11 protein-coding genes and 4 pseudogenes are annotated in these 14,272 nt (G+C 42.4%); 4 read left to right on the forward strand and 11 right to left on the reverse strand.

What is annotated here, in order from left to right:
- Nucleotides 1-38 precede the first annotated feature (38 nt).
- Together fabI and mgtE are read right to left on the reverse strand one after the other, a co-directional pair.
- Nucleotides 39-809: an enoyl-ACP reductase FabI gene (gene fabI / locus L0M13_RS12115; RefSeq protein WP_235196740.1), complete on the reverse strand. Its 771-nt coding sequence runs from the start codon at nucleotides 807-809 to the stop codon at nucleotides 39-41.
- Between the two features lie 126 nt (nucleotides 810-935).
- Nucleotides 936-2,304: pseudogene (gene mgtE / locus L0M13_RS12120) on the reverse strand (magnesium transporter).
- A gap of 98 nt (nucleotides 2,305-2,402) precedes the next feature.
- Here mgtE and prpE point away from each other — a divergent pair.
- Nucleotides 2,403-3,141: pseudogene (gene prpE, locus L0M13_RS12125) on the forward strand (bis(5'-nucleosyl)-tetraphosphatase PrpE).
- On the opposite strand, the pseudogene L0M13_RS12130 reads toward prpE, so the two are convergent.
- The 4 genes and pseudogenes from L0M13_RS12130 to L0M13_RS12145 all read right to left on the reverse strand — a co-directional run bounded on the left by L0M13_RS12130 (nucleotide 3,132) and on the right by L0M13_RS12145 (nucleotide 5,913).
- A pseudogene (locus tag L0M13_RS12130) lies at nucleotides 3,132-4,012 on the reverse strand (RluA family pseudouridine synthase). The pseudogenes prpE and L0M13_RS12130 overlap by 10 nt on opposite strands.
- 11 nt (nucleotides 4,013-4,023) lie before the next feature.
- On the reverse strand, nucleotides 4,024-4,824 hold the full coding sequence (locus L0M13_RS12135) for an NAD kinase (protein WP_235196741.1): 801 nt from the start codon (nucleotides 4,822-4,824) through the stop codon (nucleotides 4,024-4,026).
- Nucleotides 4,821-5,498: a GTP diphosphokinase gene (locus L0M13_RS12140; RefSeq protein WP_285835933.1), complete on the reverse strand. Its 678-nt coding sequence runs from the start codon at nucleotides 5,496-5,498 to the stop codon at nucleotides 4,821-4,823. The genes L0M13_RS12135 and L0M13_RS12140 overlap by 4 nt, the downstream gene beginning before the upstream one ends.
- 22 nt (nucleotides 5,499-5,520) lie before the next feature.
- Nucleotides 5,521-5,913 (reverse strand): UPF0738 family protein, encoded by a 393-nt coding sequence (locus L0M13_RS12145; RefSeq protein ID WP_235196744.1) that lies wholly within the window; start codon nucleotides 5,911-5,913, stop codon nucleotides 5,521-5,523.
- A 116-nt stretch (nucleotides 5,914-6,029) separates the two neighbouring features.
- Here L0M13_RS12145 and L0M13_RS12150 point away from each other — a divergent pair, with 116 nt between their 5' ends.
- The 3 genes and pseudogenes from L0M13_RS12150 (at nucleotide 6,030) to L0M13_RS12160 (ending at nucleotide 7,912) form a co-directional block, all read left to right on the forward strand.
- Nucleotides 6,030-6,611 (forward strand): CYTH domain-containing protein, encoded by a 582-nt coding sequence (locus L0M13_RS12150; protein ID WP_235196745.1) that lies wholly within the window; start codon nucleotides 6,030-6,032, stop codon nucleotides 6,609-6,611.
- Nucleotides 6,612-6,720: 109 nt separating this feature from the next.
- A complete protein-coding gene (locus L0M13_RS12155; protein ID WP_235196746.1) occupies nucleotides 6,721-7,119 on the forward strand; it encodes a globin domain-containing protein in 399 nt (132 codons plus the stop codon).
- Nucleotides 7,116-7,912 (forward strand): annotated as a pseudogene (locus tag L0M13_RS12160) (ClpXP adapter SpxH family protein). Before L0M13_RS12155 ends, L0M13_RS12160 begins: the two are co-directional and overlap by 4 nt.
- A gap of 325 nt (nucleotides 7,913-8,237) precedes the next feature.
- On the opposite strand, the gene pepF reads toward L0M13_RS12160, so the two are convergent.
- The 5 genes from pepF to L0M13_RS12185 form a co-directional block, all read right to left on the reverse strand.
- On the reverse strand, nucleotides 8,238-10,046 hold the full coding sequence (pepF, locus tag L0M13_RS12165) for an oligoendopeptidase F (RefSeq protein ID WP_235196747.1): 1,809 nt from the start codon (nucleotides 10,044-10,046) through the stop codon (nucleotides 8,238-8,240).
- Nucleotides 10,047-10,223: 177 nt separating this feature from the next.
- On the reverse strand, nucleotides 10,224-11,192 hold the full coding sequence (locus L0M13_RS12170; RefSeq protein ID WP_235196749.1) for a competence protein CoiA: 969 nt from the start codon (nucleotides 11,190-11,192) through the stop codon (nucleotides 10,224-10,226).
- Between the two features lie 73 nt (nucleotides 11,193-11,265).
- Complete coding sequence (gene mecA, locus L0M13_RS12175) at nucleotides 11,266-11,922, reverse strand: adaptor protein MecA (protein ID WP_235196750.1); 657 nt, start codon at nucleotides 11,920-11,922, stop codon at nucleotides 11,266-11,268.
- A gap of 244 nt (nucleotides 11,923-12,166) precedes the next feature.
- Nucleotides 12,167-12,562 (reverse strand): transcriptional regulator SpxA, encoded by a 396-nt coding sequence (gene spxA, locus L0M13_RS12180; protein WP_006829729.1) that lies wholly within the window; start codon nucleotides 12,560-12,562, stop codon nucleotides 12,167-12,169.
- Nucleotides 12,563-12,986: 424 nt separating this feature from the next.
- Nucleotides 12,987-14,198, reverse strand: a complete 1,212-nt coding sequence (locus L0M13_RS12185) for a putative glycoside hydrolase (protein ID WP_235196751.1) — start codon at nucleotides 14,196-14,198, stop codon at nucleotides 12,987-12,989.
- Nucleotides 14,199-14,272 lie beyond the last annotated feature (74 nt).

Genomic DNA, 14,272 nt, shown 5'->3' on the forward strand with positions numbered 1-14,272 from the left:
GGCCATCGCTTTTTATGCGATGGCCTGTTTTTTTTCATTTATAGGATATGGTAGCCGCTGTCTACGTGGATTGTTTCACCCGTGATGCCCCGAGACATATTGCTGAAAAGGAAGACAGCTGTATCGCCGACTTCTTCTGGCGTCGTGTTGCGATGAAGCGGCGCTTTTTCTTCGATTTCATGAAGGATGCTGTTAAAATCGCTTACCCCTTTTGAAGACAACGTACGGATCGGCCCTGAAGAAATGGCATTGACCCGAATTCCCTGGCGTCCAAGATCAGCTGCTAAATAGCGGACAGACATTTCAAGAGAAGCTTTTGCTACGCCCATGACGTTATAGTTCGGCATCACGCGTTCGCCGCCGATATACGTAAGGGCGATGATGCTGCCGCCTTCTGACACAAGCGGTTTCGCATGGCGCGCAATAATCGTCAATGAGTACGAACTGATATTTTGGGCTAATAAGAAACCGTCTCTCGATGTATCCGAGAAATTCCCTGCAAGCTCTTCCGTTTTAGCGAAAGCGATGCAATGCGCCAACCCATCGATCGTGCCGACTTGTTCTTTAATAGAAGAAAAACAGTTCTCCACACTTTCATCGTTTGTTACGTCACACGGCAAAATGAGGTCGTGGTTTCCTTCAAGTGTAGCGACAAGGTCGCGAACCGATTTTTCAAATCGTTCTCCTGCATAAGTGAAAATAAGGCGGGCTCCTGATTGATCCAGTGAACGTGCAATCCCCCATGCGATGCTTCGTTTATTGGCTACTCCCATGATTACGTATGTTTTGCCTTCTAATGATATCGACATCCCAATTCCTCCTGCAATTCTATTTCTTGTTTTCAATGGCGTTTTACAAATAAACTTTTAAAACTTTATATTAATACCTGGTACTAATATTACCTCATAAAAAAGAAAAGTGCAATTCGCACTTTTCTATAGTTGCCCCAAAAATGTAGTTGCCAATCCTAAATAGATCAGGATGGAGATAATATCATTCAAAGTAGTGATAAAAGGCCCTGAAGCTACAGCTGGATCGATTTTCAGGCGATGGATCAACAAAGGGATAAAAGAACCTGCTAAAGTGGCTACAAATATTGAACCGAATACCGCCGTCCCCACTAAAGCGCCAATCAGCAGTTCGCCTTTCCAAAAATACACCAAGCCTACGACTACCGCTCCGCAAACGATTCCCGTGATCAAACCGGTGCCCGCTTCCCGGAATAATAAACGCATCTTGCTTTCTTCCTCGATATCGCCTGTCGCAATCCCGCGGACGGCAACCGCCAAAGCTTGAGTTCCGCTGTTTCCCCGCCATCCCAGCAATTAAAGGGATGAAAACTGCGAGAAGTGCCACTTTATCAAGCGTCGCTTCAAACATCCCCATCAAATTGGCCGTCAGCATCCCAAGGAATGTCAGCAAAATCAGCCAAGGCAACCGTTTTTTAGCTGCCGTAAATGGGCCTTTATCGAACGTATCCATATCGGAAACTGCGGCAAGTTTGGAGTAATCATCTGAAGCTTCCTCGTCCAAAACGTCGATGATATCATCGACTGTGATGATGCCGAGCAAATGCTGCTGAAAATCGACTACCGGTATCGCCAAGAAATCATAGTCTTTGATCATGCGCGCAACTTCTTCCTGGTCTTCGCTGACGGAAACACTGACTACCCGTTCATTCATAATTGCACTGATCAACGTATCTTCGTCCGAAACGATCAAATCCCGGAGCGTGACAATCCCAGACAAGCGTTTGTCTTCATCGACTACGAAAACATAGTAAATGGTTTCAGCATTAGGCGCAGCATTCCGCAAAATGTTCATCGCGGAACGGACGGTGGAATTTTTCGGAATCGAAACGAATTCCGTTGTCATGATAGAACCTGCCGTATATTCTTCGTAGTGAAGCAAATCTTTAATCTGCCTTGCTGACTCTTTTTCCATAATCGTCAAATAGGTAGCCACTTGTTCTTTGTTCAGCAAGTTCAAAATATCAACTGCATCATCTGTATACATATACGAAAGCAAATCGGATGCATAATTGACATTCATTTCCTTGAAAAGATCTTCGTATTCATCGTCATCAATTTCAATGGCTTCAAAAATATCCGCCATTTCCTTCGGAGAGAGATACTGATACATCAAATGCCGGATATCTTGATCTGCTTTTTCATAAAATGTAGCCTGGTCATATGGATGATGCGTTAAGAAATCACCCCTGAAGCCTTCAACGTCTCCTTGCTTCAGAAGATCCAAAAGCATTTCATTATCCATTTCACGATCATTATGGTTCATTTCTTCCATCTGGTGTACTCCCTCCTTCCCTAATCTCAACACACAATTTCACCATTCTATACGTTACACTATGTATAAAGATAATCAAGATTAAAGAGGTGTTTTTTATGGGATTTGATATTATTGGCGATATTCATGGATGCTACCAGGAACTTCTCGATTTGCTGAACGAGCTTGGCTACCTGGAAGAAGGTGGCCTTTACCGGCATTCAGACAACCGTCGCCTTGTGTTTGTAGGAGATGCCATGGACCGCGGTCCTGCCTCTCTTGATGTTCTGCATCTCTTATTTAAGATGCAAGACGCAGACATCCTATACTATTCCCCCGGAAACCATTGCAACAAACTTTATCGTTTTTTTAAAGGCAACAAAGTCCAGATCAGCCATGGCCTTGAAAATACGCTTGCTGAGTGGCAGCGTCTGCCGAAAAAGAAGCAATCGGAATTCCGGTCCCGCTTATCTGCAATTCTACGAAAAGCTGCCGCTCTATCAACAGCTTAGCCCAGACCTTGTCGTTGCCCATGCCGGCATCAAAGAAGAAATGATCGGAGCAAAAATAAGCAAAGGCATTGCGGCTTTTGTTCTTTACGGAGACACTACCGGCAAATTCCATGCAGATGGACGGCCTGTCAGAAGAGACTGGGCGAAAAATTACCAAGGGGCTAAATGGATTGTTTACGGGCACACGCCCACAGAAGAACCTTATCAAATTAACCGAACGGCCAATATCGATACCGGCTGTGTTTTTGGCGGCGCGCTCACTGCATTTCGCTTCCCTGAGAAGGAATTCGTTTCCGTTCCTTCTAGGCAACCTTTCCAACCGGAAAAATTCCACCGTTATACGTGAATCAATTGCTTCATATCTTCGTTTAATGGCGAAGAAAAGACTAATTTTTCTCCGGTTACAGGGTGCAGCAAAAGCAGCTTACTGCAATGCAATGCTTGGCGTGGGATGATTTCTCGGGTACCGCCATATAAATCATCGCCAACTAAAGGATGGCCGATGTGAGCTAAATGTACGCGGATTTGATGGGTTCTTCCCGTATTCAATTGCAGCTGCACGCGGCATATCCGTCGAATTGCTGAATCACTTCCACTTCAGTTTCTGCAAACTGTCCGTCTTCACGGACTTCCCGTTCAATGATGCTCGTGTTTTTTCGGCCAATCGGCTCAGTGATCGTAAACTTTTCTTCTGTAAAAAATCCATGTGCCAGTGCATCGTATTGCCGTTTCATAACTTTTTCTTTTTGCTGCATCGAGAGCATATGATGGATATGGCGATTTTTCGCGATGCATACAAGCCCTGAAGTATCCCGGTCAAGACGCGTGGCGATATGCAGCGTCGCTGGTACGCCGTGGTCTTCAAAATGTTTTGCGACGATATTGGCCAGGCTGCCTGAAGGATGTTCTCTTGAAGGTATCGTGTTTTGAAGCGGCGGTTTGTCTACAATCAATAAAGCCTCGTCTTCATAAATGATGCTCAAAGGACCGCTTTCCGCCTGCAGCCCTCCACCTAATTCCTCTTTAGGAAAAATAACGGTCACGGCATCGTCTTTTTCAACGACATGCCGGACCGTTACTTCACGACCGTTGACCAGTATCTTTCCACCCCCATATTTCACTGATGCCAAAGTCCGCTTGGAAATCCCCCAGCCGCTTAACGCATCACGCAGAAGCATGGAAGTTTTCACGTTATAAGTTAATTGAAATGCTGTCATTTGTTCCACTTTTAAACCTCGCTATCGATAAATGAATCGTGTACGCGTCTCCAAAACGGGAACGCGCGGAACCGTGCAAACCGGACATTTTCCTCAGCCACCCGGTATTCGATCGACTTCACGTCTTTATGAAGCAATTGCAGGTGGTCGACTGTCACCATAAAATCTGGTGCTTTCACCGGCCGAAGTGCACATCGGTGGTGGGCTGGCAACACTAATGGAGAGCCGACTGTACGAAAAACGCGGTTATTGATGGACGCCATTTCCGTCAACTGCATAGCGTGCAGCGACGGATGGATAATGGCTCCTCCCAAAGCTTTATTATAAGCCGTACTGCCGGAAGGTGTAGACATGCATAGTCCGTCTCCTCTGAAGCGTTCGAAATGCCCTTCGTTCAAAAAGACATCCATCACTAAGGTAACATCAGGGGATTTGACCGTTGATTCATTCAATGCCAAGTAAACAGAAGGTTCGGCTTTGTTTAAATAGTGGATGCTGACTTCAAGCAAAGGATACTCGATCACTTCGTATTCTTTTTTCGCAATCGACAATACTAATTTCTCAATTTCGATCGGTTTCCAATCCGCATAGAATCCTAAATGGCCTGTATGTATTCCGACAAAAGCCACTGTGTCCAACTGATCCCGGTATTTGTGAAAAGCGTGCAGGAAGGTCCCATCCCCACCAATGGATAGCACGACATCCGGCGCCTCTTCGCTCCATTCCAATCCAAAGTCCTGCAAATACTCCCGTGCAGTCGCCATTAATTCATTTGAAAGATCATCGGTTCTCGATATGATAAAATATTTCATCGCTTTGATTGTCCCCCTTCTCTTCCTGTAGGAAAATGTGTACCCGCGGATTCCTTGAATTCGGTAAAGTAAGCTTGGGCTTCCTGGATCTCGTCCCGGATTTGCGACATTTCTTCATCCAGTTGGAATGCCGCTTCTGCAGCGCGCTGGAGCCTGTTTTTGATTTCTTCCGGGAAAACGCCTTTGTATTTATAATTCAACGAATGCTCAATCGATGCCCAAAAATTCATCGCGAGTGTCCGAATTTGAATTTCAGCGAGAATCAGCTTTTCGCCATTGATGGTTTGGACTGGGTATTCCACAATTACATGATATGAGCGGTAGCCGCTTTGTTTTTCATGGGAGATGTAGTCTTTCTCTTCAACGATCCGCAAGTCATTCCGTTGGCGCAAAAGCGTGACTACGGTCTGTATATCTCCGACAAATTGGCACATCATGCGAAGTCCGGCAATATCCTGCATTTGATGCGCCAATTCCTCCGACGGTTCAAAAGCGATCCCTTTTTCAAGTGTTTTATCGTATATGCTCGCCAATGGCTTTACACGGCCGGTAACAAACTCAATTGGCGAATTCGTATTATCCGTTTCAAATTGCTGGCGCATCCCTTTAAATTTAATCTTCAATTCATCAACCGCTTGTTTATACGGTGCTAAAAAACGATCCCATTGGCCCATACCCAATCCTCCTTACTCCTCTTTATGCTTGTGAAGCAAGTGCCTCATGGAAAACAGCTTCGACTGCAATGCGGAAATCCTCCGCATAATTATCATTGCCTTCGATGTTTTCAAGCAGCATGCCCAGTTCTTCATGGAATGCATCTAGAGGCATTATTTGTTTATCCCAAACGAGCAGAGGAACAACATCCGTCTGCTTAAGCGCTTCCGCTAAAAGCGGCCATGTATGTTCTTTAAAATGGACATAAATATATTCGGTGCCGGTATCGACTACATAAACAAAAGCACAGGCTTCTGTATCTGTCAGCATTTTCCCGGCAGCTTCCACCGCTTCTGCAGGTTCTGCCGCATTCACTTTAAATTGAATGTTTTGGCCTTCGAAAAGACCCTCTGATACTTCTACTAATTTACGCAAAGGGATGCATCCTTTCCAGTTTTAATCTATAGTCATATTTTAACACAGCTCTCGTGTCCGTTGCAGTTTGGCAAAAATTATCCCATAATAAATAAGAATGATGAGGTGAAGCCGGAATGACAAAAGAACTTGAAATCGAATACAAAAACATGCTGGAACAAAATGAATACAATCGTTTATTGGAGGCTTTTGAAGTAAAGGCTGAAGAAATTAAAACACAGACGAACCATTATTTCGATACGAAAGATTTCAGCTTAAAAGCGAAACGCTGCGCATTGCGGATTCGCGTGAAAAATGAGGATTATGAATGCACATTGAAAACTCCCGCTCCTGAGGGGAATTATGAAATTACGGATTCTCTAACACCCATGCAAGCCGAAAAGATGCTAGACGGCCATTCTTTTGAAGCGCTGGAAGTGAAAGCAGCCTTAAAAGAATTGGCCGTAAATGAAAAAGACCTTGAACGATTCGGGACTTTAACGACCCATCGCGTAGAGTTTCCTTATAAAGACGGCTTATTGGTTATCGACCACTCGGAGTATGGCCAGGCTGAAGACTACGAATTGGAATTCGAAGTCCAAAATGCTGAAGTCGGCCGCAAACAGTTTTTGGATTTCCTGACTATACAGAAAATCCCTGTGCGTCCTGCCGATAAGAAAATTGCGCGTTTTATGAAATCCATAAAACCTTTTACATGAATTTAATCCATCCTTATTTCCTATCTTTTCCACTTTCAATCGATTTGTTTGAGAAATTTCCGTTGCGTTGATAGAATGAATCTACAGCTAAAGCAAAGGAGACTCAATAATGACTGGAAAACCGATTATTCCGTACGAAGAAATTGGTGCGGAACGCTTGTCACAGTTAATTGACGCGTTCTATTCGCGAGTGGCAAAGCATCCAAAGCTGCAGCCTATTTTTCCTAAGGATCTTACTGAAACAGCTAGAAAACAAAAACAATTTATGACTCAATATTTAGGTGGACCCAATATATATTCTGAAGAGCACGGCCATCCGCGGTTAAAGGCACGCCATCATCCATTTCCGATCACTCCAGAGCGGGCGCAGGCTTGGCTTGAATGCATGAGTGAAGCAATGGATGAAGTGGAATTGACCGGTAAATTCCGCGAAGTCTTTTACCAACGTCTTGTTTTGACTGCTCACCACATGGTGAATGAGCAAGATAGCGAGGAGGAGTTAGTGTGAACCAATTAGATCTGACTCAGGAAAGCCCGGATATCCCAAAGCCGGCAAAGCCCATGGAACTTTACATTTTTCTTGATCCCTTAAATCCGCAGTGCTGGGCGCTTCAATCGATCGTCCGTAAACTTCAAATAGAATATGGCCATTACTTTTCAATGCGATTCGTTTTAAGTACCAAATTGTTCAATTTGAACAAAGCTGCAGAAGCACCGAATATCGATACCGAAAACCTTTCCCATCCCGTTCTGGCTTCCGTAGCCGTAAAAGCTGCAGAACTCCAGGGCAGACGCGCAGGCAACCGCTTCTTGCATAAACTTCAGGAGCATCTCTTGTTGAAGACAAAAGATGTTTCTTCTTATGATGTTTTGCTAACAATTGCGAGCGAATCCGAATTGGATTTAGAGGAGTTCAAGCAGGATTTCCACTCTGTCAATACGGCCAAAGCGTTCCAATGCGATTTGCAGATTACGCGGAAATGGAAATCGACGAAGTGCCTAGCATCGTTTTCTTCAATGAATGCATTGAAGACGAAGGAGTAAAAGTATCTGGACTTTATTCATATGATGTTTATCAAACGATTCTTCAAGAAATGTCAGGAGAAGAAAATTTAAACCGACAGTCTCCGCCTTCTTTGGATGAATTATTTATCAAATACTCTACGATGGCAACGGGTGAAATTGCTTCTATTTATAATATTTCTGAGCAAAATGCAGAACGGGAATTGAAAAAGCAATTGCTTCAGCAAAAACTTGAACGCATTAATTTGCCAGGCCAAACCTTATGGACATTAAAATAGCCTTTCGCATATGCGAAAGGCTATTTTTTCTATTCGTCTGGAATTTTTGGCAAAGTGAAAGGCGCCTTCCACGTCCGGAAGGCGCCTTTCGGTATTACACAAAGGGGATGGGAGAAATGTTCACGCTCAAACAAAGGGGTGTATGTTTGTATGTGATTTATTTCACAACCTTACTTTATCACGGAATAATAGTTAATGCAATAATTCACAAAGGATTTCACAAATTTGTCATATTGCTGTAAAGATAAGTTAATCTATATTCTTTTTCATTATATTAATATACCAAAATAAAAGAAGCCGGTTGGTTTTCCGGCTTCTTGATCTTTTATTTATTCAATAATAGTTTTTCCAGTTCGTCGAGTTTTTGCTCGAAAACTTTACATGCTTCTTCCACTGGTTCTGGCGATGTCATATCGACGCCTGCTTTTTTCAGCACTTCAATTGGATAATCCGAGCTCCCTGCTTTTAAGAATTCGTTGATATAGCGATCCACTGCCGGCTGACCTTCTTCTAAGATTCCTTTGCTGAGGGCTGTAGCTGCACTGAACCCTGTAGCGTACTGGAACACATAATAATTATAGTAGAAATGCGGAATCCGCGTCCATTCCAAACCGATTTCTTCGTCGATTGCTGCATCTTCCCCGAAGTATTTCTTGTTTAAGTCATAATAGACTTCCGTTAACCGGTCAGCTGTCAACGCTTCCCCGTCCTGGTTCATCTTATGGATCAAATGTTCGAATTCTGCGAACATCGTTTGGCGGAAGACTGTGCCGCGGAAACCATCCAGCCAATAGTTCAATAAATACATTCTTTCCTGGTCGTCTTCCGTTGTCCGTACCATGTATTCATTCAATAAAGCTTCGTTCGTCGTCGATGCAACTTCAGCTACGAAAATCGAATAATCTCCATATACATAAGGTTGGTTCGAGCGCGTATAGTAACTGTGGACACTGTGTCCAAACTCATGCGCCAATGTGTAAAGATTATTGACGTTATTTTGCCAGTTCATCAAAATATAAGGGTTTGTGCCGTAAGCGCCTGAAGAATATGCGCCGCTCCGTTTCCCTTTGTTCTCTTTGACGTCTACCCAGCGGTTGTTGATGCCGTGCTCCACGATGCCGGTGTATTCTTCACCGAGAGCTTCGAGGCCTTTAAGCATGATTTCTGTGGCTTTTTCATATGGGATCTCCATTTTCACTTCTTTGACTAGCGGCGTGTACATATCCCACATATGCACTTCGTCGAGCCCTAGCACTTCTTTCCGCAATTTCACATAACGGTGCAAAAGATGGAGGTTTTTGTTGACCGTCTCTACCAAATTATCATAAACACTTTCTGGAATATGGTCATCAGATAAAGCAGACTGTCGCGCAGATTCGTATTTGCGGATTCGTGCATTTACGTTATCGCGTTTAATATTCCCGGATAAAGTCGAAGCAAAGGTGTTGCGGAATTTGCCATAAGTCGCATATACCGCTTTAAATGCATCTTCACGGACTCGGCGGTCAGTGCCTTCAAGGAAATTGGAATAATTCCCGTGGGTAATCTGCACTTTTTCACCTTTTTCATTTTCTATTTCCGGAAATTCCAAATCAGCATTGTTCAACATGCCGAATGTTTCAGACGAAGAGTTCGCCACTTCGGAAAGTTGCGCAAGCAAAGCCTCTTGTTCCGCAGGCAATACATGCGGACGCATATTGTTCAATTCTTCAAGGGCATGTTTGTACAATTTCAATCCCTCATGCTCTTCAATAAATGCATTTAAAGTTGATTCTTCAAGTTCCAAAATTTCAGGAGTCAAGAACGACAAGCCTGTCGCCACTTTTGCATAAAATGCTTTGATGCGGCTGTCCATTGCCTGATAAGTTGAATTCGTCGTGTCCTGGTCATAACGCATATGCGAAAACGTATATAAACGCTGCAGGCGCTGGATCAATTCATCTTTATAGACCAGCACTTCGTATAAAGCATTTGCCCCATCTTTCAATTTCCCTTGATAAGACCCAGATTTCTCAGCGAGTTCAGCAACTTCTTTGAATTCTTGTTCCCACGCTTCATTGGTTTCAAATATATCTTCCAATTTCCATGTAAGTTCAGCAGGTACTTCATCTCTAAGCAGTAATTTTTCAGCCATTCTATTTCCTCCTTTTCCCGCTCTTTCGGGAGTCGAACTATAGCTTATTTTCTCAATTTTCATACGCTATTGCAATAGTTATCATATAAAAGCTCAAGTGTTCTTGTAAAGTTATCTGACTGTCCGGTCAAAATAATGGAGATCTCGATATATTGCTCCAATATCTTTACTGCTTCATTAAAATAGCGCGGATCTGCCAATAAAATTTTCCCCGCTTTCGATTAACTTCGGCATCGGCATTTGTAGTTTGAATGCTTCAAGGGCCAATAGTTGCCACAACACGGCATGCTGCCGGAAAATGCCCGCACCGATAAACGGGAGGCCAATCGAATATGGCAGCCTGTCCCTCTCCAATTGCAGGGTATAGCAAGCACGCCAAAAAAGATTGCGTACCCTGTTCTTCGCAAATAGCTGGCTCTGGATAAATTGCTGGCGTGCTTTCAAGAAAAGTACATAAACGCGGCTGAATTCCTCCTGGCTCAAACGCTTAGGCACAGCAAAAGGAAACGATTGGCGTGACGCTTCCAAAGATTTCACCTTTCCAATTCTTCGGCTGCCACTTACGTAAAACAAGTTCGAATAATAGTAAAATCGATTATCGTCGGGATAAAAAGCCAACAAATATGGATTTTTATCTTTTCGCTGAAACAATTCAGTTTCGTATGCTTTCAACCGGATTTCTTGGATTGATTCATTTGGGGGATTTTTTAAGCCGCCGATCCAGATTGGATCAATTTCGTGCTGCAGATAGCCTGCTGTCCGCTGAATTACTTTATTCGGAGGAATAGCACTGCATTGAAATTCGATCGCTGTCTGTCCTTCTACGAGCAAATCTGCACGTTGGCGAATAGCGGGCAGGAATTTCTCCAGCTCGCTTTGGAAATGGCGTTTTTGGAAGAATTGATGAAGTAACAGCTTGCCATGAAGGTGCAAAGAGGATTCAGGTTCATTGGAATAGTCACAACCCGAAAGCGTTTTATGGGCGAAATGGGGGATTTTAATGTCACCGACCTTTAAAACGACCGGCGTAAAACACTGGGAACAAAAGAACTGTTCTTTTTCCCGAAGAGCGAGCAGACTCTCCTTTTGTTTAACATGAGCAAGATTGATGACGGATTGATCCGCTAATAATGCGATTAATATCAAAAACACCTCCCGCTCAATTGTAAGAATATTCCCGAATATAAGCAATAAAAAAAATCCCCGATTAAGGGGATTTTTATCCGAAATAATATAGTACATTCGACAAAGCATCTTGTTTAAAGATCTCTTTGCCATATTCCTCTAAACGGTGGATGGTTAGAGGTGAACTTTGCAAGTACTCGGATATGATACTGGTATTGTCTTTGACATCGTCTTCTGAATGAAGCAGATCATCAAAGCTCACATGAAGATAATACTTGTTTTCGAAATGATACAATGCAGATTCAATCGGCACATACATCAAGCGCCGGGCAATTGGCAATAACTCATCAACTTCAGTAAACGCATAAGTAAATTCAAGTTTCTTCAGATCCGGCTCATCGAAGACCGGTTCAAATTCATCAAAATCAGCTGTATTGGCATCATCACTTGAAAACATTTTACGTCGTTCTTCTATATCATCAGGCATGTCAATCTTCTGCCCGTCTTTCGTCAATTGTGCGCGAGTAACTGTTACTTCAAGTCCTTTATCCATAGCTTGGACTTGAATCCACAAAGGCCCTTCCATTACAAAATCAGCCTCTTCATTCACTTCGTCCATCATTTCCCAAAAAAGTTCTTCACTTTTATCTCTGTTAAACCATATTTCATCACGGCTGAAACCCCGTTCTTCAACGTCGAGATAGGAAATGTAAAATTTAACTGTATTGTCATTGATTCTTTCTATTTCCATTTTACACCTCTCCTTTCGAAATGGACTAAGAGGATTGTCCTTATATGCCGTGCTTATGTTACTAATACTAGTATATCGTGTTTCTTAAGAGAAGAAAAAGTTTCTGCCTGAATCATTTAGTAACTCTTAAGTACATACGAGTCTAGATTATTTCACCAAATTATGCAACTATTTTAGATAAAGAAAAGCTGTCCATGATTTCCTTATGAAAGTTCATAAAGACTGGACAGCTTTCGTAGCTTTTTTAGTTCACCATACGCTGCGCTTCGAGCAATTGGTAAGCACGAACTTTGCGCGGAAGGAAACGGCGAATTTCGTCTTCATTATAGCCAACCTGCAGGCGCTTTTCGTCCATAATAATCGGACGGCGCAATAATCCAGGATGCTCTTGGATTAACTCATATAAGCGTTGAAGAGGCAGACTCTCAACATCAACATTTAATTTCTGGAAAATTTTCGAACGAGTCGAAATTATTTCATCTGTTCCGTCTTCTGTCATACGCAAGATCTCTTTGATTTCGCTGATTGTTAACGGTTCAGAAAATATATTGCGTTCAGTATATGGAATTTCATGTTCTTCTAGCCACGCTTTTGCTTTCCGGCAAGACGTACAGCTTGGAGAAGTAAATAGAGTTACCATCATAGTGGAACACTTCCTTTCGGATTCAGGTTAAATCATTTTAGAAATTTATTAAATTAGAATCACTATAATATAGAAGCTCTACATTCATTATACAATATTAGCTTTCAGTTGAACATACCTTAGACAAAAAAACTATTTATCTTTAAGGGTTTGTCACATTATCGTTATAATTTCACGGCTTCATTCTCTCTTACATATTATTAAATTTACCCGGATTTAAAAACCTTTAAACCCTATTCCTAAAAATATTTATTCTCAATTACATCAGTTATCTTGAAAATAAACTCTTCTCTTTATAGTACGTTTCACCTTTTAAATAGTTTCGTCTAACTGAGAAATAAGTGCCGAAGTTTTTTAGCCAATTAAAAAAGCCGAAGGAGAAATTGTCGCTTTCCTCCTTCGGCTCTGTCTTAATGCCTCTTTATTCAGGTGTATAATCGACGCCAGTCGAATAACTATTGCCAGCATTCCATAGAAGATATTCTTCAATTCCATTATCATGCAATGCTTTGATCTGTGCTTCCACTTCCGCTTTTCCATAGTTCAAGTAATTTCCTGCTCCTAAATAGGAAGCTGTAAAATCTTGAAGCCAAGGACGGGATACAGGTGGATCTTTCAATTCGCCCAGCTTTTTATTTTCTACTTTTGCGTATTCCGAAACTAATTTATACGGCTCTAAATCCGGTTTGGCAATTCCGAAATAAGATGTCCAATGGCTAGGGTAGATCATAGATGAAATGACATCCACATTCTCAGAGATCTTCGAGAAGTTTTGTCCAATTCCAGGCGCTTCTGGCAGCGTAGCCGAATAGCCAAAGATGTCGACTGACACTTCAACATCAAACGGTTTAAGCTGCTCCCTTGCGTATGCCACGAAATCCGTTACTGCTTCCACTCTTCTTTGGACAGGATCTAATTCCGAGTTTTCGTATTCTCCCATCGAATATTGGAGAGTATCTGCCCGTTTTTCAAATCCTTCAGGGAATCTCACATAATCAAATTGGATTTCTTTAAAGCCAAGTTTTGCAGCTTCAATCGCAATTTGGACATTATAATCCCATACTTCTTTTAAGAATGGATTTACAAACGATTCGCCTCGTCCATTTTTCCAAACCCCGTTGCCCTCAACAAAGGAAAGCTCGGGTTTTGCATTGGCCAATTCCGAATCTTTAAAAACAACCACTCGCGCAATCGGGTAAATCTGTTTTTCTTCCATTCTTTCCAGAACTGCCCGCGGGTCTTTCATAAAAGGCTGCCCGATGCCCAGTTTAGCGAGCGGCGAGTCTTCTTCGGGTTTATATGTCAAATAACCCATATCTTCTTTGAAATCGATGACCATGGCGTTCAAGTCTGTTGTATCAATCAAATCAACCAGTTTTTCAAAACGCTCGCCGCCAGCAGAATGACCCGTCACAAAAATGCCTCTCACAGCATCTGGATATTCAAAAGACAATCCGGAGTCATATTTAAACAATTGGGATGTAGCTAAAATATCTGTATTCACTTCAAGTGAATGATATGTACGCGTGGTAAAATCAGGCGCTTGTTCTTTTTCCTCAGCCGCCATAACCGTGGTGGATGCCAATGTACTTAGCATCAGAGCGCTAATAACTGTAAATTTTGTCCATTTCATTGTTGCAATGCACCCTCTCCATGTTCTAGTTTAATTTTATCATTATTTCAATAAATTGAAAGAAAAAAACGATG

It is taken from the genome of Planococcus sp. 107-1 (genome assembly GCF_021513255.1).
GTDB lineage: Bacteria > Bacillota > Bacilli > Bacillales_A > Planococcaceae > Planococcus.

Excerpts from the sequence above, each read along its gene's own strand:
- fabI (WP_235196740.1), bottom strand. The coding sequence starts at position 809 with ATGTCGATATCATTAGAAGGCAAAACATACGTAATCATGGGAGTAGCC.
- L0M13_RS12135 (WP_235196741.1), bottom strand. The coding sequence starts at position 4,824 with ATGAAATATTTTATCATATCGAGAACCGATGATCTTTCAAATGAATTA.
- L0M13_RS12140 (WP_285835933.1), bottom strand. The coding sequence starts at position 5,498 with ATGGGCCAATGGGATCGTTTTTTAGCACCGTATAAACAAGCGGTTGAT.
- L0M13_RS12150 (WP_235196745.1), top strand. The coding sequence starts at position 6,030 with ATGACAAAAGAACTTGAAATCGAATACAAAAACATGCTGGAACAAAAT.
- L0M13_RS12155 (WP_235196746.1), top strand. The coding sequence starts at position 6,721 with ATGACTGGAAAACCGATTATTCCGTACGAAGAAATTGGTGCGGAACGC.
- pepF (WP_235196747.1), bottom strand. The coding sequence starts at position 10,046 with ATGGCTGAAAAATTACTGCTTAGAGATGAAGTACCTGCTGAACTTACA.
- mecA (WP_235196750.1), bottom strand. The coding sequence starts at position 11,922 with ATGGAAATAGAAAGAATCAATGACAATACAGTTAAATTTTACATTTCC.
- spxA (WP_006829729.1), bottom strand. The coding sequence starts at position 12,562 with ATGGTAACTCTATTTACTTCTCCAAGCTGTACGTCTTGCCGGAAAGCA.
- L0M13_RS12185 (WP_235196751.1), bottom strand. The coding sequence starts at position 14,198 with ATGAAATGGACAAAATTTACAGTTATTAGCGCTCTGATGCTAAGTACA.